Here is a 23,706-nt window from a genome sequence, read left to right on the forward strand (position 1 = left end):
GCGCCGGAGCCACACCCGACCGTCGACGACGTCCTGGAGGTCGACGACGACGCCCTGCCCCGGCACAGCCGCCGCGACCCGAGCCGGGGCATGCCCGAACACCCGGACGACGAGGAGCTGAACCTGGCCACGGAGCACGAGCGTGTCGACGCCGGCGTCGCCGACTTCGCCCCGGACGACGTGCCCGCGGCGACCGACCCGGATCCTGAGGGCACCAGCGTCGAGGCGCAGGAGGCCGAGCAGGGACGGCGGCAGAGCGAGGTGCACGACTACACCGCGGACGGCCACGCCGACCAGGAGCTGGTCGAGGAGCTGGAGCGCGAGGACGACCGCGGCACCAGCGACTGACCGGACCTGCTACCCGGCGCGCTGCTCGCCCTCGAACGGCGTCCGTCCCCCGTGCACGGCCGCGAACAGCGGGCCGACGCGGGAGGCGATCGCCATCACGTGTCGGCAGGCCCGGTCGAGCGACTCCGCGTCGACCCGGTCGGGCTCGAGCACCGACTCGACGGTGACCCAGCCGCCGTCGAGCACGACCTTCGCCGAACCCGCGGCCATGTTGAGCTCGTTGACCTCGCGCAGCACCGCCTTGAGCGGGCGGACGTCGTGGGCCGCCACGGCGACCACGGTCACCCCGGCCTGCGGCTCCTCCCCCAGGCGCACCCACCCCATTGCCGTGTCACTGCGGAAGCCGTAGTCCCCGTCGCAGTCGGGGCGCACGTGCTCGGCCCCCCAGGCCTCGGCGAGGGCGTGCTCGACCTGCGACCGCAGCCAGCTCGCGTCGCCCATCGCGACCACCCCTTTCACCTCGGCAGGTCATTGAGTGTCTCAGCCGGGTCCGACAAGACCGTGCACCCCGCTGGCCCGTGCGGGCCTCGGCGTGTCGCCGACCCTCGTCCCGGCCCCTCCCCAACGACTCCGATGGCCACATTGTGGGACGCGCACCGGGCACGTGGTGGCCGTTCCGGCGAACCCGCACCGAGGCAACCGAACGGACGACAGGGCCGCGCACCGAACGGACGAGCAGACCGGGCACGCCGACTCAGCCGATCGCGTCCATCGCCTTGTAGATCCGCTTCTCCGAGACCGGGTATGCCGTCCCGAGCCGTTGCGCGAACAGGCTCACCCGCAGCTCCTCGACCATCCAGCGCAGCTCCCGCGCCTGGGCTGATGCCCGCTGCTGTGGAGTGAGGTCGGCGAGCAGCAGCCGGCGCTCCTCCTCGACCCGCTGCACGGTGGCCGCGCGGTCCCGGTCCCGCGGCAGGTCCTGGGGTCCCTTGGCGATCCGCTCCTGCATCGCCCGCAGGTAGCGGTCGAGCTCCTTGACGCGGGGCCAGCCGATCTCGGTGACGAAGCCGTCGTGCACCAGCCCGGTCAGCTGCCGCCGCAGGTCGTCCCGCAGCTCCGTGAGCGCCGGGCTGCCCATCGCCGTGAGCGCCAGGTCCACCTCGCGCGCACGGTCGAGGGCCGGAGCCACGGCCTCGACGAGGGCGATGACCCGGGGCACGACCTCGCGGCGCACCGTCGCGAGCGCCCGGTCGAAGTCCTCCGCGGTGCGCACGGTGGCACCCGGCCGCTCAGCGACGAGGGAGTCGACCGCGGCGGCGAGGCAGTCCTCCAGCAGTGCGGGCACACTGCCGTGCGGGTTGTTCCCCAGGGCGAGCTTCTGGCTGTTGCTGAGCAGGCCGAGGATCCGCTTCCACGGCACCGTGGTGCCGAGCAGCAGCAGCCGGCGGATGCCGACGCGCGTGGCGGCGTCGCGCTCCTCCCGGCTGGCCAGCACCTCGACCGCGACGCTGTCGCCGTGGTCGACCAGCGCCGGGTAGCCGTGCACCGTCCGCTTCCCGACCCGCTGGTCGAAGGTGCCCGGCAGTTCCCCGATCTCCCACGTGCGCAGGCCGGTTCGCTCGACCGAGGTGGCGGCCCGCGCCATCGTCCGGCGCACCTGCGGTGCCAGTCGCTCCTTGAGCACCGTGAGGTCCTTGCCCTCCCCGACGGGCCGGCGCCGGCGGTCCTCGACGCGGAAGGTCATCCGCAGGTGGTCGGGCACCTTGGACCAGTCGAAGTCGGTGGGTTCCACCGGCACGCCGGTCTGTTGGTGCAGGGCCTCGGCGAGCTCGTCGGTCAGCGCACCACGGCCGGGGTCAGTCACCGTGAGCGCGGCGCGGGCCCGGTCAGGGGCCGGCACCAGTTGCTTGCGCACCGCCTTGGGCAACGACCGGACGAGCGCGGTGGCGAGTTCCTCCCGCATCCCCGGCACGAGCCAGTCGAAGCCCTCCTCACGCACCTGGTTCAGGACCTCGACCGGCACGTGCACGGTCACGCCGTCGGCCTCGGCCCCGGGCTCGAACTGGTAGGTCAGCGGCAGCTCCAGACCGTCCTGCTCCCAGCGCTGCGGGTAGTCCGCGGTCGCTGCGTGGACGGCCCCCGCTGCCTCATCACGCACCAGCGCGTCCTCGGTGAAGGTCAGCAGGTCCGGGGTCTGCTGCCTGGCCTTCTTCCACCACGCGTCGAAGTGCCGCGCCGACACGACCTCGGCCGGGATCCGCTCGTCGTAGAAGTCGACCAGGGTCTCCTCGTCGACGATGATGTCGCGCCGCCGGGCCCGCGCCTCGAGGTCGCTGAGCCGCTCCAGCAGCTTCCGGTTGTCGTGGAAGAACCGGTGGTGGGTGTCCCAGTCACCCTCGACGAGGGCGCTGCGGATGAACAGGTCGCGCGCCTCCCCGGGGTTGACCCGGCCGTAGGCGACCTTCCGGCCGGCCACGAGCGGCACGCCATACAGGGTGACCTTCTCGAGGGCCACGGCACTGCCGCGCTTCTTCTCCCAGTGCGGCTCGCTGTAGCTGTGCTTGACCAGGTGCTGCGCGGCCCGCTCCACCCACGCCGGGTCGGTGCGGGCGTTCATCCGCGCCCACAGCCGGCTGGTCTCGACCAGCTCGGCGGCCATGACCCACTCCGGTTGCTTGCGGAAGAGCGCGGAACCCGGGGAGATCCGGAAGTGCGCCCCGCGCGCGCCGAGGTAGTCGCGCCGCTCGGCGTCACGCAGCCCCACGTGCGACAGCAGCCCGGCGAGCAGTGACTGGTGGATCGCCTCCGCAGACGCCTCGTTGTCCGAACGCTGCAGCCCCAGCTGCTTGCAGGCCTGCTTGAGCTGGGTGTGCAGGTCCTGCCACTCCCGGATCCGCAGGTAGTGCAGGAACTCTCGTTGGCACATCCTCCGGAACGCGCTGCGGGACAAGGCCTTCTGCTGTTGCTTCAGGTAGCGCCACAGGTTGAGCAGGGCGATGAAGTCGCTGTCCTCGTCCTTGAACCGGGCATGTTGCTGGTCAGCCTGCGCCTGTTTGTCGCTCGGCCGTTCGCGCACGTCCTGGATGGACAGCGCCGCGACGACGACCAGCACCTCCCGCAGCGCACCGTGGCGTTCGGCCTCGATCAGCATCCGAGCCAGTCGCGGGTCCACCGGCAACCGCGCGACGCTCTTCCCGTATGCCGTGAGCCTCCTGCGCGGGTCCGTCGCCTTGGCGTCGAGGCACTGCAGCTCCTCCAGCAACCGGACGCCGTCGGCGACCTGCCGGGAGTCCGGTGGCTCGACGAACGGGAACTGCCGGATCTCCCCCAGCCCCAACGAGATCATCTGCAGGATCACGGAGGCCAGGTTGGTGCGCAGGATCTCCGGGTCGGTGAACTCCGGTCGGCCCTCGAAGTCCTCCTCGGAGTAGAGCCGAATCGCGATGCCGTCGGCCACCCGGCCGCACCGGCCGGAGCGCTGCTTCGCGCTGGCCTGCGAGATGGGCTCGATCGGCAGCCGCTGCACCTTGAGCCGCTGGCTGTAGCGGGAGATGCGAGCGGTGCCGGTGTCGACGACGTAGCGGATCCCCGGCACGGTGAGCGAGGTCTCGGCGACGTTGGTGGCCAACACGATCCTCCGGCCGGAGTGCCGAGCGAAGACGCGGTGCTGCTCGGCCGCGGAGAGCCGGCCGAAGAGCGGCAGCACCTCGGTGCCGGGCAGCTGCAGCCCGGTGAGCGCCTCGGCGGCGTCACGGATCTCACGCTCGCCGGACACGAAGACGAGTATGTCCTGGCCCCCGCCGTCGCCGCGGTTCTCGGTCCACAGCTCCTCGACCGCCTCGACGATCCCGGTGACCTGGTCCACCTCGACCTGGGGGGACCTCCCGTTTGCGGGGGACTCATCGCCCTGCTCCCGGGTCAGCGGGCGGTAGCGGATCTCGACCGGGTAGGTGCGACCGGCCACCTCGATGATCGGCGCCGGCTTCGCTTCTGCCGCAAAGTGGTTCGCGAACCGTTCGGGGTCGATGGTCGCACTGGTGATGATCACCTTGAGGTCGGGACGGCGCGGCAGCAGCTGCTTGAGGTAGCCGAGGATGAAGTCGATGTTGAGGCTGCGCTCGTGCGCCTCGTCGATGATCAGGGTGTCGTAGCGGCGCAGGTCGCGGTCGCGCTGCATCTCCGACAGCAGGATGCCGTCGGTCATCACCTTGACGAGGGTGTCCCGGGAGGCTTGGTCGGTGAACCGGACCTGGTAGCCGACCGCCCCGCCCAGCTCGACGTCGAGCTCCTCGCAGAGCCGCTCGGCGACCGACCGGGCCGCGATCCGGCGCGGTTGCGTGTGCCCGATCATGCCGCCGATCCCCCGGCCGAGCTCGAGGCAGATCTTCGGGATCTGCGTCGTCTTGCCCGAGCCGGTCTCGCCGGCGATGACGACGACCTGGTGGTCGCGAATCGCCGCCGCGATGTCGTCCCGGCGCTCGACGACCGGGAGGTGCTCGGGGTAGGTGACCGGTGGCACCGAGGCGCGGCGCCGCGCCATACGGGCGGCTCGGGCCTCCGCGCTCTCCCGGGGTCGGCGGGCGCGGCGGTCCCCGGCCACGCGCGCGCCGCCACCGTGTCCCCGGCGCTGGCCCCCGCCGCCGCGGGCAGGCGTCGAGGACGGGGAGGGCTCGGGCATACCGCTCAGGATAGGTGCCCAGACGGGCCGCCCTCACGCTCCATTTCCCGGCTGGGTCACAAACCGATGAAGATTGTTGACAATCTTACGAGGGGGTCACTACGTTCGGCCAGCATCTCCACCAAGGACGTGCCGTCGCGCTCGCCTGCCCGGGTGTCACCGAAGATCGGAGCGAACAGATGACCCACGAGATCAGCCGCAGGACCCTGCTGAGGGGGCTCGGAGCAGCCGCCGTCGTCGCACCGACAGCCGCGTGGCTCTCGAGCTGCAGCTCGGCCGAGAAGCCTCCAGCTGCCAACGCGGGAGGAACCGCCGGCGCGACGGGAGGCGCCACCGACCTGCTCGCCAAGGGCAAGAAGCAGGGGTACCTCCGGGTGGGCATCGCGAACGAGCCTCCGTACACCAAGGTCACGGCTGACGGCAAGGTCACCGGCTGCGAGCCAGACGTCTTCCGGGCGGTCGTCAAGCGCCTCGGGATCCCCGACATCCAGGGCGTCATCACGCCGTACAACGGGATGATCCCGGGCCTCAAGGCCGACCGCTGGGACGCCATCACTGCCGGGTTGTTCATGAAGCAGTCCCGGTGCGCCGAGGTGCTCTACTCCGAGCCGGTGATCGTCTCGACCGAGTCCTTCGGCGTGAAGCCCGGCAACCCCCGGCACATCACCACCGTCCAGGACGTGCTGGACCATCCCGACCTGAAGATCGTCGTGCTGCCCGGCGGCTTCGAGGAGGGCATCCTGCAGACCGCGAAGGTGCCGGACAAGCAGCTGATCCGCATCAACGACAACCGCAGCGGCGTCGAAGCCGTGATCCAGGGACGGGCGGACGCCTTCTTCCTGCCGACCCTGTCCTTGCGGGCGCTGCATGAGCAGGAGAAGGGCTTCGAGGTCACCCCGCCCGTGGAGGACGCCCCGAAGACCGGTTCCGGTGCCGCGTTCCGCCAGAGTGACCAGTCCTTCCTCGACGTCTACAACGCCGAGCTCGCCAAGTTCAAGCAGACCGACGAGTTCAAGAAGATCTTGGACAAGTGGGGCTTCGATCCCTCGGCGGTCAAGGGCGTCACCGCCAAGGAGCTGTGCCAGAACAAGGGCTGACGGGCCGGCCGCAGCCGATCGGAGTGAACATCGATGTCCTCTGACTTCCTGGCCTACGCCGTCCCGGTGCTGTGGCACGGACTGCAGCTCACGGTCCTCGTCACGGTCCTCGGGATCGCCCTGGCCCTGTTCACCGCCTTCGTGGCCGGGCTGGGGCGGCTCTCCGAGCACGCGGTCGTCCGCGGGATCTCGGTCTTCTTCATCGAGGTCTTCCGGGGCACGTCCCTGGTCGTCCAGCTGTTCTTCTTCTACTTCGCCCTGCCGGCCTTCGGGGTGCAGCTCTCGCCGCTCTTCGCCGGCGTCCTGGCCATCGGGCTGAACGAAGGAGCCTATGCGGCCGAGATCGTGCGCGGCGCCATCGTGAGTCGCACTGCCGGCCAGAACGAAGCGTGCATCGCCCTGAGCATGGGCAAGTCGCTGCGGATGCGGCGGGTGCTCATCCCGCAGTCGGTTCCGGCGATGCTGCCGCCCTTCGGCAACGTCATGGTCGACACGCTGAAGAACAGCTCCCTGGTGTCGTTCATCGGGGTCTCGGAACTGACCTTCCGTGGAGAGTTCATTCGCAACGCCTTCGGGGAGACTCTGACCGTGTACCTCACGCTCCTCGTGCTGTACTTCATCCTCTCCCAGCTCCTCGCGCTCCTGAGCCGCTGGCTGGAACGGCGCTTCGCCATCGACCGTCCCTCGCGGTCGATCTTCCGAGGGGCCGGGATGCGGCCCGCCACTGAGGGGGTCACGCCGTGACGACCGACTCGATCATCAGCTGGGACAACCAGTTCGCCCTGTCGATCCTGCCGCAGCTCTTCCAGGGTCTCTGGCTCACCATCCAGATCACCGTGATCGGCACGGCCATCGCGCTCGTCGTCGGGCTGCTCGTCGCCATCGTGCGCTTCTCCCGCATCCCCGTGGCGTCCGCCCTGTTCGGCTTCTACGTGCAGTTCATCCGCGGCACTCCCCTGCTCGTCCAGGCCTACCTGGCGTTCTTCGCGCTACCGGGACTGGGCATCAAGTTCAGCCCGCTGGTGACCGGAATCGCCGTCATCGGGATCAACTACAGCGCCTACACGGCCGAGGTGTACCGCGCCGGGGTGAACGACGTCCCCGCCGGGCAGTGGGAAGCAGCCACGGCGCTGTCGCTGCCCAAGGCACGGACCTGGGTTCGGGTCGTCCTCCCCCAGGCCATCCGCTCCGTCGTGCCGATGCTGGGCAACTACCTGGTCCAGATGTTCAAGGACTCCGCAGTCCTGTTCGCCATCACCATCTACGAGCTGATGGGGCGCGTCATGGCCATCGGATCGGGCACCTACCGCTACCTCGAACCCGTCACCATCGCCGGCCTGATGTACCTCACGGTCAGCATGGCCGCCTCACTGCTCATCCGACTCCTGGAGCGTCGCCTTGTCATCTCCCGCTGAGAACCTGCAGAACGGCCCCCGGACGCAGTCCCCGGTGGCGACCCGCGCGGGCGCCACCGGGGCCACGTCGCGCAACGCCATGATCACCTTCCAGGACGTGAGCAAGTCCTGGGGCGACAACCACGTCCTGCGCTCTCTGAACTTCGAGGTCAGCCCGGGCGAGAAGGTCTGCATCATCGGGCCGTCCGGCTCCGGCAAGACGACCATCCTGCGCATCCTCATGACCCTCGAGACGCCGGACGAAGGAGTCGTGACGGTGGACGGCGGCACCTTGTGGGACGTCCGCCGCGGGCACCGATCCAAGGAGACCAAGCAGATGCGCGCCACGCGCCGCAACGTCGGCATGGTCTTCCAGTCCTTCAACCTGTTCCCGCACATGACGGCCCTGGAGAACGTCGTCGAGGCGCCGCTGAAGGTGCTGAAGCTGTCGAGGAGCGAGGCCGAGGGGCGTGCCGAGGAGTTGCTCGGCCTGGTGGGCCTGTCGAAGCACCTGCAGCACAAGCCGATTCAGCTCTCCGGCGGCCAGCAGCAGCGGGTCGCCATCGCCCGCGCCATGGCGATGCGGCCGAAGGTCATGCTGTTCGACGAGCCGACCTCGGCCCTGGACCCCGAACTCATCGGCGAGGTCCTCGAGGTGATCCGGGAGCTGGCGACCAGTAGCGACATGACCATGCTGATGGTGACCCACGAGATGCGCTTCGCCGCCGAGATCTCCGACCGGGTGGTCATGTTCGACCAGGGCGTCGTGGTCGAGAAGGGCCCGCCCGATCAGATCTTCACGTCCCCGAAGGAGGAGCGGACCCAGAAGTTCCTCCGGGCGGTCCTCGACCACTGACCGGGGTGCAGGCGCCGCAGGGGTGAGCGCACGGCATACCGCGGCGGGAAAGGCGACCGGGCGGCACACCAGCGTCGGTGTGCCGCCCGGTCGTGTGCTCGTGCGGAGTGGTGCCGGGGTCAGCCCTTGGCGGCGGCGAACCCCTGCTCGAGGTCGGCGATGATGTCGTCGATGTGCTCGATCCCGACGCACAGGCGCACCAGGCCGGGGGTGACGCCCGCGGCGAGGCGGGCCTCGTCACTGCCCTGGGAGTGCGTGGTGGACGCCGGGTGGATCACCAGCGAGCGCACGTCGCCCATGTTGGCCACGTGGCTGTGCAGGGTCAGCCCCTCGACGAACTTGCGGCCCGCCTCGAGGCCGCCCTTGATCTCGAAGGCGAGCACCGCACCGGCGCCGCGAGGCGTGTACTTCTGGGCCAGCTCGTAGTACTCACTGTCGGGGAGCGAGGCGTAGCGCACCGACTGCACCTGTGGGTGCTGGGCGAGGAACGCCGCGACCTTCTGGGCGTTCTCGACGTGCCGCTCCATCCGCAGGCTGAGCGTCTCGATGCCCTGCGCCACGAGGAAGGCGTTGAACGGTGCCGGGGCCGAGCCCAGGTCACGGAGCAGCTGCACCCGCGCCTTGAGGATGAACGCCAGGTTGGCACCGAACTGGCTGCCGACGCCGAAGTCCCGCGCGTAGACCAAGCCGTGGTAGCTCTCGTCCGGCTGGTTGTAGTTCGGGAACCGCTCCGGATGCGCGGCGAAGTCGAAAGTGCCGCCGTCGACCAGCGCGCCCGCGATCACCGTGCCGTGGCCGCTCAGGTACTTGGTCACCGAGTGGACGACGATGTCCGCGCCCCACTCCAGCGGCCGCAGCAGGTAGGGCGTCGCGATCGTGTTGTCGACGATGAACGGAACGCCGACGTCATGCGCCACCTCCGCGATGCGCTCGAGGTCGAGCACCTCACCCTTGGGGTTGGCAATCGTCTCGCCGAAGATCACCTTCGTGTTCGGCCGCACGGCCGCGCGCCACGACTCGGGGTCGGTGGTGTCCTCGACGAAGGTCGTCTCCACGCCCAGCTTGGCGAGGGTGTACTTCAGCAGGTTGTACGTGCCGCCGTAGAGGTTCGGGCTGGCGACGACGTGGTCACCGGCCTCGGCGATGTTGAGGATCGCGAAGGTGGAGGCGGCCTGGCCGGAAGACAGCAGCAGCGCGCCGACCCCGCCCTCGAGGCTGGCGATCCGCTGCTCGACCACGTCGGCCGTCGGGTTCATGATCCGGGTGTAGATGTTGCCGAGCTTCTTCAGCCCGAAGAGGTCGGCTGCGTCATCGGTGTCCTCGAAGACGAACGAGGTGGTCTGGTAGATCGGCAGGGCCCGCGCGTGGGTCTCGCCGACCGTCTGACCTGCGTGGACCTGCCGGGTCTCGAAGGACCACTGGGGGGAGTTGTCAGCCATCGTTGGTTCGTGCCTTTCCTGCCTGGTGCGGTATGCCGGGACGCGCGCCTTCGCGGTGACAGGCGCGCGGGTGCTCGTGCGGTGGCGATGGGCACCGCGCGAGCGGTGCGGGTGCAGGAACTGCGAGCCCGCGCTTGCCGGGCTCCGTCGCGCCGCTGTGCGGACGGCGGAGATCCGACCTGGTCATCACCCGGGGCACCCCACCGCGGTTGGAGGGTTGCCGGTCAGCGAGCCGGGGCTTGGCGCTGACGCTCATGACCTGTCCCGAACGATAGCCCACCACGACCACCCCGCGGGACCGGCATCTCGCGATCCGGACCGGTCCCACGGGGGACGCGGGGTGGGATCAGCCGGCGGTGAACAGGATCCGCCACGCCTCCGGGCCGCGCTCGAGGTACTCGGTGCTGAACCGGCCGGCGAAGCGCTGCTCGACCTGCTGCAGCAGCGGAATCGGGTCGTGCGGGGCGACGAGCACCAGGCCAGCGCCGTCCGGGACGGCGTCGAGGGCGCCGAAGACGGTCGCGTGTCGGATGGCGTGGGGCACGACGCGGGCGTCCAGCTCGGGGTAGGCGGCGCCGCCTCCGCAGCCACCTTCGCCACAGCCACAGCTGTGGGACTCGCCGTGGGCGGCCGCGTCGGTCCCCTCGTGGGCGTGGGTGTGCTCGTGCTGGTGGGCCGCGGCCCCGAGCAGCTCGTGCATGCCGCCGAGCACATCCTGCAGCGAGACGGCGGGGTCAGCGGCGAGGAGCGGGAGGACCTGGTCGTTCTCCTTGCCGAGGTGGCTGTCGAAGAGCACGCGCAGGGCGGTGGCAAAGCCCGCCGCGTGCACCGGCGTCGGGGCGTCGCGGACGGCCCGGACCAGGTCGGTGATGACCCGGTGCTCGGCCAGCATGGCCTCGATGAGCAGCCTCGCCCGGTCGTCCCGGTGGGCCAGGGGGTACATCGCCTTCTCCTCGGCGAGCGCGTGCGGCACGAGCTCCGCCTCGCAGAAGGTGACGAGGGACTGCCGGGCGACCGCGGCGGCCGAGGACCCGGCGCGGTCCTCCACGGCGGCGGCGACGAGGGCCTGCGCGTGGGTGGCGAGCGAGGCCGCGAGCTCGGCGTGGTGCTGCTTGACCGCCTCCACGGCGGCCGAGTCCGCCGCACTGGTGGCGACGACGACGCTGTTCATCTCAGGTGGCTCCCTGCTTGGTCGTGGCGGACGGCTCCGCCGGGGTGGACCGCGGGCTCGCGGCCTGCCGCCAACTTTATTACTATCTGTCCCGTGGAAAATAATCTGAGCCCTCGCCCCACCCGCAGCCCGGCCCCCCGGCTGCCCGGGGGGTCGCCGTCCCGCGCCGGTGGGCGCACGGCATACGGACCTCGTCGGTCGGGGTTGGGACCGCGCGGGACCGACTGGCGGCGGACCGCGCCCATCCTGTCCCCCTCGCGCACGCGCGTGCTCGAGCTGCTGCGCGACCAGCCGGAGCCCTGCACGGTCGCGGCCCTGGCAGCGCTGAGCCACCAGCACCCGAACACCGTCCGCGAGCACCTCGACGGCCTCGTCGCCTGCGGCCTGGCCGAGCGCACCCGGGCAGCGGCGTCCGGACGCGGCCGGCCGGCCTGGCTCTACGCCTCCACCGAGGAGGTGACCCTCTCCCCCGGCGCCCGGCAGTACGCCGACCTCGCGGTCGTCCTCGCCGAGCAGTTGGCCGAGGACGCGGAGCCCGCCGGGAGGGCGCGAGCCGCCGGTCGGCGCTGGGGAGCTCGGCTGGCCGCCCGTCCCAGCGCTCCCAGCGGGCCGCGGCCCCGCACCGGACCACACCAGCCGGTGGTGCAGCTGCTGGCCGACCTCGGGTTCGCCCCCGAGGTGGACCCGGAGCCGGCAGCGGACGAGACGACGGCCGAACGGTCGGTCGTGCACCTGCGCCGGTGCCCGCTGCTCGAGGCGGCCTACCAGCACCCCGAGATCGTGTGCGGGGTGCACACCGGCCTGGTCGAGGGCGCGTTGCAGGCCACCGGTGAGCAGGACACGGACGTCGACCTTCAGCCGTTCGCCGAGCCCGGGGCCTGCCGGCTCACCCTCGAGCGGGTGGCCGGGGCGGCCACCGGCACGTGTGGCTGCGCAGGACACGCCCAGGCGGCCGACTGACCGGAGCGGTCACGCCAGCTGGGTCACCACGTGCAGCACGAGCCCCACGAGGGCGCCGACCACCGTGCCGTTGATGCGGATGAACTGCAGGTCCCGCCCCACGTGCAGCTCGATGCGCCGGGCCGCCTCCGCGCCGTCCCACCGGTCCACGGTGACGGAGATGACGCTGGCCAGCTCCCGGCCGTAGGTGCGCACCAGGTGGCCGACCGCGTCCGCCGCCCGCCCGTCCCACGTGCGCTGCAGCGCGATGTCGGTGGCGAGGCGGGTACCGAAGCGCACCAACTCGTCGAGGGCCCGGGTGCGCAGCGTCGACTGCGGGTCGGCGAGCGCCTCCAGCAGGACGACCCGGAGGGCGTCCCACACCGCGACGGCGGTTCGTCCCGTCTGCGGGTGGGCCAGCAGCCGCTCCTTGAGCGCCTCGACGCGCGCCATGGTGCCCGTGTCGTGCTGCAGGTCCTGGGCCACCTCGGCCAGGAGCCGGTCCACGGCCTCGCGGGCCGGGTGCTCGGGGTCGGCGCTCACGTCGGCCACCCAGCCGACGAGCTCGGCCTGCACCCGCTCGACGACCTTGTCGTCGAGCCACCGGGGTGTCCACCACGGCGCCCGTGCCCGGACCACCCGGGCGACGGTGCGGTCGTTGGCCCGCAGCCAGCGGTCGAGCTCGCGGAGGGCGAGGTCCACGAGGCCGTGGTGTGCACCGTCGGCGACCACCGCCCCGAGCAGCCGGCCGGCGATCGGGCTGACCGGCTCGCGGCTGAGCCGCGGCAGCAGCAGCCCCTCGGTGAAGGCGCGGACGTCCGCCTCGTCGACGCCGCGCAGGGCCCGGCCGAGCGGCTCGGCGGCTCCCTCGACGATCCGCCGGGCGTTGCGGGGCTGCGCCAGCCACTCCCCGAGGCGCCGGCTCACCCCGGCGGCCGCGAGCCGTTCGCGGGCGTTCTCCTCGGTGAGGAAGTTGGTGGTGACGAACTCCTCGAGGCTGCGGCCCAGCGCCTGCTTGCGCTCCGGGATGATCGCCGTGTGCGGGATGGGCAGCCCCAGGGGGTGCCGGAACAGCGCCGTCACGGCGAACCAGTCCGCGAGCGCGCCGACCATCGCCGCCTCCGCGGCCGCGTGGACGTAGCCGAGCCACCCTGCGCGGTGCAGCGTCAACCCGAACACGACCGCGGCGAGCACGAGCAGCCCGAGGGCGACCGAGCGCATGGTGCGCAGGCCGCGGCGGCGCGCGGCATCGCCGGCGCCGGAGGGCGTGGCCGGCCCGCGGGAGGGGCCTCGCGGACGGCGCGTCCTGGGACGGCCCGGCCCAGGACGGGCTGGCCCGGGACGGCCCGACGGTCCGCTGACGTGGTCGCTCGGCGCGGAGCGGTCGGTGGCTGGCACGGCGCCCATCCTCCCCCGCGCCCTCGCACTTCCCACTGGCAGTACCACCCGACGAACCGGGCCGCCCAGCACGACCCGGTGTCCTGGGGGCCAGTACTGCCGGTTGAGATGGCGCTCGCGCCACCCGGAGGTATGCCGAGTGCCTCCTCCCAGCTCCGTCGCGGGTCACGCGGCGCGGGTCACGCGGCGCGGGCCACGCGGCGCGGGCCACGCGGCGCGAGTCACGCGGCGCGGGCCACTGGCGGCAACGGCCGCGAGCCGTGCTGGGTGAGCAGGTGCACGCCCAGCACCCGCACCCGGCCCTCGGCGACGGCGTGCAACGCGCGCTGCCACTGCAGGTCGTCGTCGCTGATGCTCAGGCCGTCGGCCCGGGTCACCCCCATGAGGAGACCACCCGGGCGCTGGCCGAACCGGGTGGAGCCCTGCCGGTGCTCGAGCAGCGCCACGACCGGCTCGAGCAGGGCGTGGCGTTCGGGGTCGGTCGCGAGCGACGTGGCGCGGTGGTTGACCAACGTCGGCTGCACCAGGCGGTCGTCCGGGTCACACAGGACGACGGACACCGCCCCCGCGCGTCGGTCCTCCGGCCGGACGACCAGGTCCAGCACGGCAGCCGCGACGCACGGGTCGGACAGGGGACGGAACGGCCAGTTGTCCGGCAGCTCGGGCGGGTTCATGCCCCCGATGATGGTGCCGGTTCGCGGCGTCTCCGCCGTTGTCCACAGGACCTCTTCCCACTGACGACCCCGTGTGTGGCGATTCGCGGGGCCCGACCGGGGCGAAACGCCACACACGGGGTCGTCGGTCGCCGGGGTTGGGGCGTTCCAGCGGAGGGGGCAGCCGGCGGGTCACCGGCCGGGGGTCAGCCGGCCCGCAGGCGGCGCGGCCCGACGACCACGGTACGGACGAAGTGCACCGCCATGGCGGCGAACACCAGCGCCCAGACCAGCACCGCGAACCACAGCTCACCGGTGCCGATCTGGTGCACGATCGGCAACCGGTCCGCGGTGCCGATGGACAGGCACGAGACGCCGTACATGCCGACGGGGAAGACCATGCTCCACAGGCCGGCGTCGTAGGTCAGGGGCACCTTGCGCACCACGTGCCGCCACCAGCCGGCCGCCACCAGCGCGGGAATCAGGTAGGTGGCGAAGGCCCAGAACAGCAGCGACAGCCCGGCGATCAGGCTCCGCTCGGTCTCCAGCACGGGAGCGGCGGGCATCTGCACGATCTCGGCCCCGGCCACGACGGTGATGGCGCACGAGCCCATGGCAACCCAGTAGGACGCCGGCAGGTCGCGGGGACCGACGGGATAGAGCATGAGGCGCAGGGCCACGAAGACGCCGGCTGCGGCATACAGGAAGATGCCCACCGACCACGCCACCACCGCGAGCAGCGCCACGCCGGTGCGCGCACTGCCCGCCGCCGGCGCCAGCGCCGTGGCGGCGATGGCGACGGACTGGCTGGAGACGACCCAGTCGAACCACGTGCCGTTCGCCGTGGCGATGAGCGGACGCTGCTGCCGGCCGATCGCGACGGTCCACGGCACGACGTAACCCAGCACCAGCCAGCCGAGGCTGCCCATGACGAACAGGACCGCGGTCCACGTGAACAGGCCGTTCATCGCCAGCCGGCTACCGAGGACGTTGGCACCCGCCACGAAGGTGAAGAAGCCGAAATCCTTGCGCGGGTCGGTGAACTCGGCGACGACCGCCTGCCGGTAGCGGGCCACGCGCACCACCGTCAGCACGCAGAGCACGACGAAGGCGATCGCGCAGACGGCCAGGAAGACCGCCGAGGCGATGCCGAAACCGGTGGTCTCCAAACCGATCGAGATGATCCCGCTGGCCATGACGAGGGCGAAGTACCCGGGGGCGAGGCTGCGGACGGCGGCGCTGACCCGGGCCGAGGCACTGGCCGGCCCGGCGGCCGATCCCGAGCCGGCCGCCGCTGCCGGGTCGGTGCGGCCCTCCACGCGGGGAGCGTACCGCTCGGCGGGGCCGCCCGCGGGTCCGCGCGATCAGGCCAGGGCCGCGCGCAGCCGACCGGCGTAGCGCGCGGACTCCTCGGGGTCGGCATACGTCGTGCGCGGCCAGAAGAACCCGCGCAGGCCGTCGCCCTTGGTGCGCGGCACGACGTGCAGGTGCAGGTGGGGCACGGACTGGCTCACCACGTTGTTGACGGCCATGAACGACCCCTGCGCGCCCAGCCCCTCCACGACGGCCCGGGCCAGCCGTTGCGCGGTGGCCAGGAACGGCGCGAGCAGCTCGTGCGGCAGGTCGGGCAGCGTCACGACGTGTTCCCGGGGGACGAGCAGCATGTGTCCCTTGAACACCGGCCGCCGGTCGAGGAACGCCACCATGTCGTCGGTCTCGAGGACGACGTCCGCCGGTATGTCGCCCCGCAGGATCGCGCAGAACGTGCAGCCCCCGGTCGGTCGGGCGGGGCTCACGGCTGCTGCTCCGGCTCGGGTGGCTCGGCGGGGCCGTCGGCAGTGCCGTCCCCACGCTGATCCGGGTGCTGTTCGGGGTCTCCGGTCGGCTCTCCCGAACGGGGCTGGCGCATCCGGTCGAAGGCCTTCCGGCGCCGCTCGCGCTTCTCGGCCTCGCGGCGGGCCATCCGGTCGAACATCCGCACGTTGACCGCGCGCACCACGAAGCCGAGCCCGACGACGACCACCACGGCGACGACGAGCGTGACCCAGTCGCTGGCGCTCACGGATGCTCCTTCCCTCCGGGGGCCGAGGTCCCTCCGGCGGCCTCGACGGTAGCCCACGAGCGAGTTCCCCGCGGCGCACCCTGCCGGCAGGTAGCCTCGCCGTCGTGCACCATCTCGGGGGTCCCTCGTCGCCACGCGGCCGCACTCCGGCCGGTGGGTCGGCCGGTCAGCAGGGCGGGACGGTGGTCGGTGTGCCGGAGGCGCTGGCGTTTCTCTGCGAGCTGGCGGCGGTGGCCCTCCTCGCGGTCGCCGGCTGGTCGCTCGGGTCCTCCGCCGCGACGCGACCGCTGCTGGCCGTGCTGCTGCCCCTCGCGCTGGTGGCGTGGTGGACGACCCTGCTGGCGCCTCGGGCGCGCCGCCGGCTGCGGCAACCGGTGCGGTATGCCGTGCAGTGCCTCGTCTTCGTCGTGGTCGGCGCCCTCACCTGGTGGGCGGGTCACCCGGCGTGGGCCGTCGCCCTGGTGGTCCTGGGCGTGGTCGCCTTCGGCTTGACCGGGCGGCGGGAGGCCGGGACCACGGCCTCGAGGGCCTCGACAGCCTCGAGGTAGCGCCGCACCACGAGGTCGGCCACCGCAGGATGCGCGCCGATCGGCTGGGCCACCACGTCGGCGCCCGAGGCGCCGAGCCGCTCCTGGAAGACCCCGGGCGCCAACAGGTAGGACGCCACCCCCACCGTCGCGGCACCCTCGACGGCACGCGCCCGCCACACCGCCTCCACCACCGACGGTCCGGCGCCCGACGCGAACCCGACGGTCACCGGCCGGCCCAGCAAGCTCGCGAGCGACCGTGCGGCGGCGGCCGACTCACGCCGAGAGCGCTCGCGAGTCGACCCCGCGGCCGCGAGGACCACGGCGTCGGGCAGCCTGCGCTGCCCGTTCGCGGCCGACCCGGCCGTGGAGGCCTGGCGTAGCCGGTCGGCGACGGCGCGCACCACCTCGGGCACCGGCCCCAGCGCCGGAGTGACCAGGACCCGGTCCTCGCGCCCCGCAGCCACCTTCGGGAGGTCGACCTCGACGTGGTGGCCGGTGCCGAGGAAGACGGGCACCACGACCGCGCAGGCGTGCTCGGCCAGCCGTACGGCGACGACGTCCGCCACGGTCGGGCCGATGACGTCGACGAAGCCGACTGCCACGGACGTGCCCGGCAGCCGGTGCCGGGCCAGGTCCGCGAGCGCCGCCAGCGTGCGCGGCCCCTCGGGGCGGTGGGTGCCGTGGGCGGCGAGCACCAAGGAGGGCGAACGGGTCTGCGCCGGCACGAGGTTCACGACACCTCGCGGACGGCGTGAGCTCCCGCCGCGGCCGGTTCCCCCGGCCACGCCGGTGTGAGCGTCACCACGTCGCCGATGACGACGACCGCCGGCGAGCGCACCCCGGCCGCCTCGGCGGCGTCGGCAAGACGGTGCAGCGGTGCCACGGTGATCCGCTCCCCCGGACCGAAGCCGTCCTCGACGACCGCCGCCGGGCAGTCGCCGGCCCGGCCGGCGGCCAGGAGGGTGGCCACCGAGCGGCGCAGCCCGACCACGCCCATGAGGATGACCACGGTGTGGTCGTTGCCGATGGGCAGGTCCGGCAGCTCGTCGTGCCCGGTGACCACGCTGAAGCCGCGGGCCAGGCCGCGGTGAGTGACCGGGATGCCCACGGCCGCGGGCACGGCCAGTGCGCTCGTCACCCCGGGCACCACCTCCACCGGTATGCCGGCCGCCTCGCACGCCCGCGCCTCCTCGCCTCCGCGGCCGAGCACGTAGGGGTCGCCGCCCTTGAGCCGCACCACGCCCCGGCCCGCGTGGGCGTGCTCGACGAGCAGGTCGTTGATGGCGTCCTGTCCCACCGGGTGGTGACCGGGTGTCTTGCCGACGTCGATGACGAGCACGTCCTCGGGGAGCGTGGCCAGCACGCTGCGCGGCGCCAGGCGGTCCACCACGACGACATCCGCGGCGGCGAGCAGGACCCGCGCCCGGGTGGTGAGCAGGCCCTCGTCGCCGGGGCCGCCACCGACCAGTGCCACCCAGCCCGTGCCGCGGCGTGGACGCCTGCGGCGCAGGTCGACCTCGCCGGCGAGCAGGTGCCGGCTCAACTGCTCCCGGACCGCGACCGCCCGGCGGGGATCCCCACCGGCGGTCACCGCCACACCGACCGGTCCGTCCGGGGTGTCGAGCCGCACGCTGGCCGGCACCCGTGCGGTGGACCGGGTCCCGGATCCGGCGTCGATGCACCAGATCCGGCGGTCGGCGCAGTGCCGGCCGACCTGCTCGTCGGTCGGCCGGTCGCCCGTGGCGGTGTGCACCAGCCAGGCGTCCGTGAGGTCCGGCGGGCCGGCATACTCTCGGGAGCGCCACTCGAGCCGCGGCGGGGTGAGCGTGCCGCCGAGGCCGTGCTCCGCCACGAGGTCGACCAGGTCCTCGCACAGGGTCGGGGCGACCAGCCGGACGACGGCGCCGGCGTCCAGCAGCCCGCGGGTGCGCCGGGCGGCGACCGGTCCGCCGCCGACCACGACGACGGTCCGTCCGGTGAGGTCGAGGCCCAGTGGGTAGAGACTGCGGCGGTCACCGCCGGTGGCGCCGGCGTGGTCCGGCCCGGCCGCGGCGCGCTGCAGGTCGTCCCTCATCGGTGGATCCCGCACTCGGTCTTGGCGATCCCGGCCCAGCGGCCGGACCTCGGGTCCTCACCGGCTACCACCCGACGCGTGCACGGTGCGCAGCCGATGGACGGATAGCCCTCGGCCAGCAGCGGATTGACGACCACGTCGTGCACGGCGGCATAGCTGATGAGGTCATCGAGGGTCCAGTCCGCGAGCGGGTTCACCTTGACCAGGCCGTGTCGCTCGTCCCACTGCACCACGGGGGTGTCCGCGCGCAGTGGCGACTCCTCCCGCCGCAGTCCGGTCACCCAGGCCTCGTAGCCGTCCAGCTGCTCGGCGAGCGGTTCCACCTTGCGCAGCCGGCAGCAGGCGTCGGGATCCGTGGTGTGCAGCGCCGTTCCGTGCCGCCGGTCCTGCTCGGCGACCGTGAGCCGCGGCCGGACGTCGAGGACGGTGACCGGCAGCGTGGCCTCGAGGGCGTCGCGGGTGCCGATCGTCTCGGCGAAGTGGTAGCCGGTGTCGAGGAAGAGCACGTCGACGCCGGGAAGCTCCTGCGCCACCAGGTGGGCCAGGACGCCGTGCTCCATGCTGCTCGCCACCACGAGGCGGTCGCCGAAGGCCTCGGCGGCCCAGGCGACCACCTCGACGGCGTCCGCATCCGCCAGGCGCCGAGCGGCCTCCGCTGCGAGGACCTCGAGCTCGCGCCGGCTGCGCTGATCGGAGCGCCGGCCGCGCAGGGCGGCGGGGGCAGTCACCGCAGCACCGCCTCGTCGACCCGGTGGGCCCACCGGGCGAACGTCTCGCCGGGCTCGCGCTGGTCGAGGTAGCTCCGCACGAGCCGCTCGACGTAGTCCGGCAGGTCCTCGGCGGTCACCTTCAGGCCGCGGATGGTGCGCCCGAGCCCGGCCACGTCGCGGTCCACCGAGGCGAGACCTCCGCCGAGGTGCACCTGGAACCCAGGGACCTGCCCCCCCTGCCCGTCCGGCAGCAGCTGGCCCTTGAGACCGATGTCGGCGGTCTGGATGCGGGCGCAGGAGTTGGGGCAGCCGTTGAGGTGCAAGGTGATCGGCGTGTCCAGCTCGACCCCGGCGAGACGTCGCTCCAGCTCCGCGATGGCGGCGGTCGCCGTGTCCTTGGTGTCGACGATCGCCAGCTTGCAGAACTCCAGCCCCGTGCAGGCGATGGTGTGCCGCCGGAAAGGGCTGGGCGCCACCGACAAGCCGAGCCGGTCCAGTCCGCTGACCAGCCGGTCGACCTCGCCCGGTGGGACGTCGAGCACGAGCACCTTCTGGTGTGGAGTGAGCCGGATCCGTTGCGACCCGACAGATTCGGCGAGGTCTGCCAGCGCGGTCAGGCGGGTGCCGCTCAGCCTGCCGACGGTCGGGGTGGCCCCGACGTAGCGCAGGCCGTCCCTCTGCTCGTGCACGCCGACGTGGTCGCCAGAACGGGTGGGGCGCTCGGGTGCGGGTCCGTCGGGAAGGCGGTGGCCGACATACTCGGTCTCGAGGACCTCCCGGAAGCGCTCAGTGCCCCAGTCGGCGAGCAGGAACTTCATCCGCGCCTTGTTGCGCAGCCGCCGGTAGCCGTAGTCGCGGAACAGTCGCGTCACGGCTGCCCACACGTCGGCGGCCACCTCGGGGGCGACGAACACACCGAGCCGCTGGGCGAGTCGCGGCGCGGTGGACAGGCCACCGCCGACCCACAGGTCGAAGCCGGGTCCGAGCTCGGGGTGGACCACGCCGACGAACGCGATGTCGTTGATCTCGTGCACGACGTCCTGGCTCGGGTGCCCGGTGAGTGCGGTCTTGTACTTGCGCGGCAGGTTCGACAGCTCCGGGTTGCCGATGAACCGACGGCTGATCTCCTCGATGACCGGGCTGGGGTCGACGATCTCGTCGGCGGCGATCCCGGCGACGGGGCTGCCCAGCACCACGCGGGGCACGTCACCGCAGGCCTCGGTCGTGCGCAGACCGACCGCCTCCAGCCGCCGCCAGATCTGGGGGACGTCCTCGATGCGCACCCAGTGCAGCTGGATGTTCTGCCGGTCGGTGAGGTCGGCTGTGTCCCGGGCGAACTCGGTGGAAATCGTGCCGACGGTGCGCAGCTGCTCGGTGGTGAGCGCGCCGCCGTCGACGCGCACCCGCATCATGAAGTAGCGGTCCTCGAGCTCGTGCGGTTCGAGCTGGGCGGTGCGTCCGCCGTCGATGCCCGGCTTGCGCTGGGTGTAGAGCCCCCACCAGCGGAACCGGCCGTGCAGGTCCTCGGGGTCGATCGAGTCGAACCCGTCACGGGCGTAGGTCGTCTCGATGCGTTCCCGGACGTTGAGGCCGTTGTCGGCGGCCTTCATCACCTCGGTGGCGTTGAGCGGTTCGGGGCCGTCGATCGCCCACTGGCCGTGGGTGCGCCGGGAGCGCTGGTCGCCGGTGCGGGGCTCGCTCGCGCGAGCGGTCGTCAGGGTTGGTGCCGTCATGTGTTCCTCGCTGGGTCGGGAGGGCGCGCACGCCCCTGTCCCCACGGCGAGGTGGTCCCGGGCGGCACGCCCGCGGTCGAACGGGTCGCAGGAGGTCTCGACCCGGGGTCCGGTCAGGCGCAGATCAGCCGTGCTGGCTGGCGACGGGACACATCAGGTTGCTGCTGACGCGCAGGAGGTCCACGTGACGGCGGGTCACGAGAGCGGCGCTGCGCAACTCAGGCATACCGCGACATTATGGGATCGATAGCGTCACGTGAACCATCGGTCCGGATACCGGACACCTGCGATGATGCGGGCCATGACGCACTTCCTGCTGGAGTACCGCTACGTCGACCAGAACGCCCGCATGGCGGCACGCGAGGAGCACCTCGCCTACATGCGGCGGCTCCACGCGGAGGGCAGCGTCCTGCTGGCCGGGCCTATCGCGGACGACTCCGGCGCGGTGGTCGTCTTCCGCGCAGCGGACGAGGCGGCGGCCCAGCAGTTCGTGGACGACGACCCCTACACGGCGGCCGGCGCCACCACCGGTCACGTGCTGCGGGAGTGGCGAGTCGTCATCCCGGCCCAGGACTGAGGCACCGGCCACCGCCCCGAACGTCGAAGGGGTCAGCTGCCCGGCGGCTCGTAGCGCCCGTCGATCGCGGTCCACCCGCCGTCGACGAACAGCTGGCTGCCGGTGACGAACGAGGAGGCGTCCGAGGCGAGGTAGACCACCGCCCCCACCAGCTCGTCGGCGCGGGACCAGCGCCCGAGGGCGGACTTGGTCGCGTAGGCCTCCGCCCACTCCGGCACCGCGCGGATCTGCGCGGTCAGCGGCGTGTCGACGATGCCGGGGGCGATCGCGTTCACGCGCACCCCGCGCGGCCCCAGCTCGGCGGCCGTGGCACGCAGGAGCTGCACGAGACCAGCCTTCGTGGCGGCATACACCCCCTGCCCGGGCTCGACGGCGACCGCGCGGATCGAGCTGAAGCCGATGATGCTGCCGCGGCCCCGCTCGGCCATGCCGGCGCCGAACGCCCGCACCAGGGTGAACGACGCGCGCAGGTTGAGCGAGACCACCCGCTCGAACTCCTCGGGCGTGTAGTCCAGCACTCGCTTGCGCACGTTGGTGGCGGCCGTGAACACCAGCACGTCGACATCGCCCAGCTCCTCGGCGGCCCGCGCGACGGCTCCGCTGTCCAGGACGTCGAGCTCGTATGCCGTGAGGCTGGCTGCCATCCCAGCCGTCGCGTTGGCGGCCTCGAGGTCGCGGTCGGCGCACACCACCTCGGCGCCGTGCGCGGCCAGGGCGAGGGCGCTCTCCCGGCCGATCCCGCTGCCGGCGCCCACGACGACGGCCCGGCGGCCATCGAGTCGGAACAGCTTCGAGTAGTCCGGGCGCTCCAGCGGCTCGGTGACCTCGGGGGGTGCGACGTCGGCGGGCGTCGTGGTGGCGGTGGCGGTCTGCTCGGTCATCGGCTCGTCCTCGTGCGTGTCGTCGGGTGTCGTCGGGGTGTCGTCGCGGGCTGGGCGGTGGTCAGTGCGTGCTCGACCTGATGACCGCCATGCGGGTGACGGTCAGCTCCTCGATCGCGAAGCGGGGTCCCTCCCGGCCGGCGCCGGAGTCCTTCACGCCGCCGTACGGCATGACGTCGGAACGGAATCCGGGCACCTCGTTGACCACGACGCCGCCGGCCTCGATCCGGTTGATCGCGTCGAACGCGGTTGCCAGCGAGGAGGTGAAGACGCTGACGTGCAGTCCGTAGCGCGAGGCGTTCACGGCGTCGATCGCCTCGTCCAGGTCGGCAACCGACCGCACCGCCACGACCGGTCCGAACACCTCCTCGTCCCAAGCGCTTTGCCCGTCGGGGACGTCGGTCAGCACCGTGGGCTCGATGACCCGGTCGACGACCGTGCCACCGCGCACGCAGCGCGCACCGGCTCCCACGGCCGCACCGACCCAGTCGCGCACCCGCTCGGTCGACCGGTCGTCGATGAGCGCCGAGACGCGGGTGCGCTCGTCGCGTGGGTCACCGGTGACGACCTGGTCCATGCGTGCGGCCAGCTTGTCCAGGAACGGCTCCCGCACCGACTGGACGGCGACCACCCGCTGCACGCTGATGCAGGCCTGGCCCGAGGCGTAGTAGCCGCCCCGGACGACGGCGTCCGCAGCAGCGTCGAGGTCGGCGTCCTCGGCCACCACCAGCGCCGCGTTGGACCCGAGCTCCAGCAGCACCTTGGTCGGCGCAGCGTCCCGGGCGATCTGGTGGCCGACCGCGGCGGAGCCGGTGAACGACACGGCGCCGATGCGGCGGTCCGTGGTGAGCCGGACCCCGACGTCGACGCCGCCAGTGACGAGCTGCACCGCAGTTGCCGGTCCCCCGGCCGCGACGAGCGCCTCGCGCACGAGGTGCACCAGCCACAGGGTGGCGAGCGGCGTCTGCGGGGCCGGCTTGGCGACGATGGGGCAGCCGGCGGCCAGGGCCGGTGCGATCTTGTGCGCCGCCAACAGGATCGGGTAGTTGAACCCGGCGATGCCGACCACCACGCCGATCGGCCGGCGGGTCCAGAAGCCCATCAGCCCCTCGCCGCTCGGCAGCAGGTCCAGCGGCACCGTCTCCCCGTGCAGCCGGGCCACCTCCTCGGCGGCGGTCTGCAGCGTGAGCAGGGTGCGGGCCACCTCGACCTTGCAGTCGACCAGC

Annotated in this window: 24 protein-coding genes and 1 riboswitch; of the genes, 8 read left to right on the forward strand and 16 right to left on the reverse strand. The window is 72.5% G+C overall.

The annotated features are described in order from the left end of the window. Positions 1-348, forward strand: a 348-nt coding sequence (locus tag VFL99_RS11405) for a hypothetical protein (protein ID WP_325106477.1), incomplete at its 5' end; no start/stop codon positions are given. A gap of 9 nt (positions 349-357) precedes the next feature. Here the strand turns inward: VFL99_RS11405 and VFL99_RS11410 are convergent. Both VFL99_RS11410 and hrpA read right to left on the reverse strand, forming a co-directional pair. Further along, positions 358-789: a T3SS (YopN, CesT) and YbjN peptide-binding chaperone 1 gene (locus tag VFL99_RS11410; RefSeq protein WP_325106478.1), complete on the reverse strand. Its 432-nt coding sequence runs from the start codon at positions 787-789 to the stop codon at positions 358-360. 253 nt (positions 790-1,042) lie between these two features. Continuing rightward, the gene (hrpA, locus tag VFL99_RS11415; RefSeq protein WP_325106479.1) at positions 1,043-4,966 is read right to left on the reverse strand and encodes an ATP-dependent RNA helicase HrpA; all 3,924 of its coding nucleotides are present in this window, start codon (positions 4,964-4,966) and stop codon (positions 1,043-1,045) included. 179 nt (positions 4,967-5,145) lie between these two features. Between hrpA and ehuB the strand changes: the two genes are divergently transcribed. The 4 genes from ehuB (at position 5,146) to ehuA (ending at position 8,313) form a co-directional block, all read left to right on the forward strand. Beyond that, complete coding sequence (gene ehuB, locus VFL99_RS11420; protein WP_325106480.1) at positions 5,146-6,063, forward strand: ectoine/hydroxyectoine ABC transporter substrate-binding protein EhuB; 918 nt, start codon at positions 5,146-5,148, stop codon at positions 6,061-6,063. Between the two features lie 33 nt (positions 6,064-6,096). Further along, positions 6,097-6,807, forward strand: a complete 711-nt coding sequence (ehuC, locus tag VFL99_RS11425) for an ectoine/hydroxyectoine ABC transporter permease subunit EhuC (RefSeq protein WP_325106481.1) — start codon at positions 6,097-6,099, stop codon at positions 6,805-6,807. Beyond that, positions 6,804-7,478, forward strand: a complete 675-nt coding sequence (gene ehuD / locus VFL99_RS11430; RefSeq protein WP_325106482.1) for an ectoine/hydroxyectoine ABC transporter permease subunit EhuD — start codon at positions 6,804-6,806, stop codon at positions 7,476-7,478. Before ehuC ends, ehuD begins: the two co-directional genes overlap by 4 nt. Positions 7,479-7,557: 79 nt before the next feature. Continuing rightward, the gene (ehuA, locus tag VFL99_RS11435; protein ID WP_414713749.1) at positions 7,558-8,313 is read left to right on the forward strand and encodes an ectoine/hydroxyectoine ABC transporter ATP-binding protein EhuA; all 756 of its coding nucleotides are present in this window, start codon (positions 7,558-7,560) and stop codon (positions 8,311-8,313) included. A 119-nt stretch (positions 8,314-8,432) separates the two neighbouring features. On the opposite strand, the gene VFL99_RS11440 is transcribed toward ehuA, so the two are convergent. Continuing rightward, positions 8,433-9,752, reverse strand: a complete 1,320-nt coding sequence (locus VFL99_RS11440; protein WP_325106484.1) for a bifunctional o-acetylhomoserine/o-acetylserine sulfhydrylase — start codon at positions 9,750-9,752, stop codon at positions 8,433-8,435. 125 nt (positions 9,753-9,877) lie between these two features. Further along, positions 9,878-10,012: riboswitch (SAM riboswitch) on the reverse strand. An 86-nt stretch (positions 10,013-10,098) separates the two neighbouring features. Then, the gene (locus VFL99_RS11445; RefSeq protein WP_325106485.1) at positions 10,099-10,923 is read right to left on the reverse strand and encodes a DUF2249 domain-containing protein; all 825 of its coding nucleotides are present in this window, start codon (positions 10,921-10,923) and stop codon (positions 10,099-10,101) included. 93 nt (positions 10,924-11,016) lie between these two features. On the opposite strand from VFL99_RS11445, the gene VFL99_RS11450 reads away from it, so the two are divergent. Beyond that, complete coding sequence (locus tag VFL99_RS11450) at positions 11,017-11,883, forward strand: helix-turn-helix transcriptional regulator (protein ID WP_325106486.1); 867 nt, start codon at positions 11,017-11,019, stop codon at positions 11,881-11,883. A 9-nt stretch (positions 11,884-11,892) separates the two neighbouring features. On the opposite strand, the gene VFL99_RS11455 is transcribed toward VFL99_RS11450, so the two are convergent. The 5 genes from VFL99_RS11455 to VFL99_RS11475 all read right to left on the reverse strand — a co-directional run bounded on the left by VFL99_RS11455 (position 11,893) and on the right by VFL99_RS11475 (position 15,975). Further along, entirely contained in the window at positions 11,893-13,083 is a 1,191-nt protein-coding gene (locus VFL99_RS11455; RefSeq protein WP_325106487.1) for a DUF445 domain-containing protein, read from the reverse strand. A gap of 398 nt (positions 13,084-13,481) precedes the next feature. After that, positions 13,482-13,934 (reverse strand): hypothetical protein, encoded by a 453-nt coding sequence (locus VFL99_RS11460; protein WP_325106488.1) that lies wholly within the window; start codon positions 13,932-13,934, stop codon positions 13,482-13,484. Positions 13,935-14,119: 185 nt separating this feature from the next. Further along, positions 14,120-15,232 (reverse strand): tellurite resistance/C4-dicarboxylate transporter family protein, encoded by a 1,113-nt coding sequence (locus VFL99_RS11465; RefSeq protein ID WP_325106489.1) that lies wholly within the window; start codon positions 15,230-15,232, stop codon positions 14,120-14,122. Positions 15,233-15,277: 45 nt separating this feature from the next. After that, positions 15,278-15,709: an HIT family protein gene (locus VFL99_RS11470; RefSeq protein ID WP_325106490.1), complete on the reverse strand. Its 432-nt coding sequence runs from the start codon at positions 15,707-15,709 to the stop codon at positions 15,278-15,280. Continuing rightward, positions 15,706-15,975: a hypothetical protein gene (locus VFL99_RS11475; protein WP_325106491.1), complete on the reverse strand. Its 270-nt coding sequence runs from the start codon at positions 15,973-15,975 to the stop codon at positions 15,706-15,708. The genes VFL99_RS11470 and VFL99_RS11475 overlap by 4 nt, the downstream gene beginning before the upstream one ends. Before the next feature lie 104 nt (positions 15,976-16,079). Between VFL99_RS11475 and VFL99_RS11480 the strand changes: the two genes are divergently transcribed. Beyond that, entirely contained in the window at positions 16,080-16,523 is a 444-nt protein-coding gene (locus VFL99_RS11480; protein ID WP_325106492.1) for a DUF2568 domain-containing protein, read from the forward strand. On the opposite strand, the gene VFL99_RS11485 is transcribed toward VFL99_RS11480, so the two are convergent. The 5 genes from VFL99_RS11485 to VFL99_RS11505 form a co-directional block, all read right to left on the reverse strand. Further along, a complete protein-coding gene (locus tag VFL99_RS11485; protein ID WP_325106493.1) occupies positions 16,412-17,239 on the reverse strand; it encodes a sirohydrochlorin chelatase in 828 nt (275 codons plus the stop codon). The two genes, VFL99_RS11480 and VFL99_RS11485, sit on opposite strands and share 112 nt — an antisense overlap. Further along, complete coding sequence (cobA, locus tag VFL99_RS11490) at positions 17,236-18,579, reverse strand: uroporphyrinogen-III C-methyltransferase (protein ID WP_325106494.1); 1,344 nt, start codon at positions 18,577-18,579, stop codon at positions 17,236-17,238. Before cobA ends, VFL99_RS11485 begins: the two co-directional genes overlap by 4 nt. Continuing rightward, a complete protein-coding gene (locus tag VFL99_RS11495; protein WP_325106495.1) occupies positions 18,576-19,307 on the reverse strand; it encodes a phosphoadenylyl-sulfate reductase in 732 nt (243 codons plus the stop codon). The genes cobA and VFL99_RS11495 overlap by 4 nt, the downstream gene beginning before the upstream one ends. Further along, positions 19,304-21,022 carry a nitrite/sulfite reductase gene (locus VFL99_RS11500; protein ID WP_325106496.1) on the reverse strand — a complete coding sequence of 573 codons (1,719 nt, stop codon included), beginning with the start codon at positions 21,020-21,022 and terminating at the stop codon, positions 19,304-19,306. The genes VFL99_RS11495 and VFL99_RS11500 overlap by 4 nt, the downstream gene beginning before the upstream one ends. Positions 21,023-21,146: 124 nt before the next feature. Beyond that, positions 21,147-21,248 (reverse strand): putative leader peptide, encoded by a 102-nt coding sequence (locus tag VFL99_RS11505; protein WP_325106497.1) that lies wholly within the window; start codon positions 21,246-21,248, stop codon positions 21,147-21,149. 75 nt (positions 21,249-21,323) lie between these two features. Here VFL99_RS11505 and VFL99_RS11510 point away from each other — a divergent pair, with 75 nt between their 5' ends. Further along, complete coding sequence (locus tag VFL99_RS11510) at positions 21,324-21,599, forward strand: YciI family protein (protein WP_325106498.1); 276 nt, start codon at positions 21,324-21,326, stop codon at positions 21,597-21,599. Between the two features lie 32 nt (positions 21,600-21,631). Here VFL99_RS11510 and VFL99_RS11515 read toward each other — a convergent pair whose 3' ends face one another. Further along, positions 21,632-22,480 carry an SDR family NAD(P)-dependent oxidoreductase gene (locus VFL99_RS11515; protein WP_325106499.1) on the reverse strand — a complete coding sequence of 283 codons (849 nt, stop codon included), beginning with the start codon at positions 22,478-22,480 and terminating at the stop codon, positions 21,632-21,634. A gap of 61 nt (positions 22,481-22,541) precedes the next feature. Further along, positions 22,542-23,706: aldehyde dehydrogenase family protein (locus tag VFL99_RS11520; RefSeq protein ID WP_325106500.1), on the reverse strand; the 1,165-nt coding region annotated here is incomplete at its 5' end.

Source organism: Segeticoccus sp. (assembly GCF_035708005.1).

Excerpts from the sequence above, each read along its gene's own strand:
- VFL99_RS11515 (WP_325106499.1), bottom strand. The coding sequence starts at position 22,480 with ATGACCGAGCAGACCGCCACCGCCACCACGACGCCCGCCGACGTCGCA.
- hrpA (WP_325106479.1), bottom strand. The coding sequence starts at position 4,966 with ATGCCCGAGCCCTCCCCGTCCTCGACGCCTGCCCGCGGCGGCGGGGGC.
- VFL99_RS11505 (WP_325106497.1), bottom strand. The coding sequence starts at position 21,248 with ATGCCTGAGTTGCGCAGCGCCGCTCTCGTGACCCGCCGTCACGTGGAC.
- cobA (WP_325106494.1), bottom strand. The coding sequence starts at position 18,579 with ATGAGGGACGACCTGCAGCGCGCCGCGGCCGGGCCGGACCACGCCGGC.
- VFL99_RS11460 (WP_325106488.1), bottom strand. The coding sequence starts at position 13,934 with ATGAACCCGCCCGAGCTGCCGGACAACTGGCCGTTCCGTCCCCTGTCC.
- ehuA (WP_414713749.1), top strand. The coding sequence starts at position 7,558 with ATGATCACCTTCCAGGACGTGAGCAAGTCCTGGGGCGACAACCACGTC.
- ehuB (WP_325106480.1), top strand. The coding sequence starts at position 5,146 with ATGACCCACGAGATCAGCCGCAGGACCCTGCTGAGGGGGCTCGGAGCA.
- VFL99_RS11510 (WP_325106498.1), top strand. The coding sequence starts at position 21,324 with ATGACGCACTTCCTGCTGGAGTACCGCTACGTCGACCAGAACGCCCGC.
- ehuC (WP_325106481.1), top strand. The coding sequence starts at position 6,097 with ATGTCCTCTGACTTCCTGGCCTACGCCGTCCCGGTGCTGTGGCACGGA.
- VFL99_RS11440 (WP_325106484.1), bottom strand. The coding sequence starts at position 9,752 with ATGGCTGACAACTCCCCCCAGTGGTCCTTCGAGACCCGGCAGGTCCAC.
- VFL99_RS11455 (WP_325106487.1), bottom strand. The coding sequence starts at position 13,083 with ATGCGCTCGGTCGCCCTCGGGCTGCTCGTGCTCGCCGCGGTCGTGTTC.
- VFL99_RS11410 (WP_325106478.1), bottom strand. The coding sequence starts at position 789 with ATGGGCGACGCGAGCTGGCTGCGGTCGCAGGTCGAGCACGCCCTCGCC.
- VFL99_RS11445 (WP_325106485.1), bottom strand. The coding sequence starts at position 10,923 with ATGAACAGCGTCGTCGTCGCCACCAGTGCGGCGGACTCGGCCGCCGTG.
- VFL99_RS11500 (WP_325106496.1), bottom strand. The coding sequence starts at position 21,022 with ATGACGGCACCAACCCTGACGACCGCTCGCGCGAGCGAGCCCCGCACC.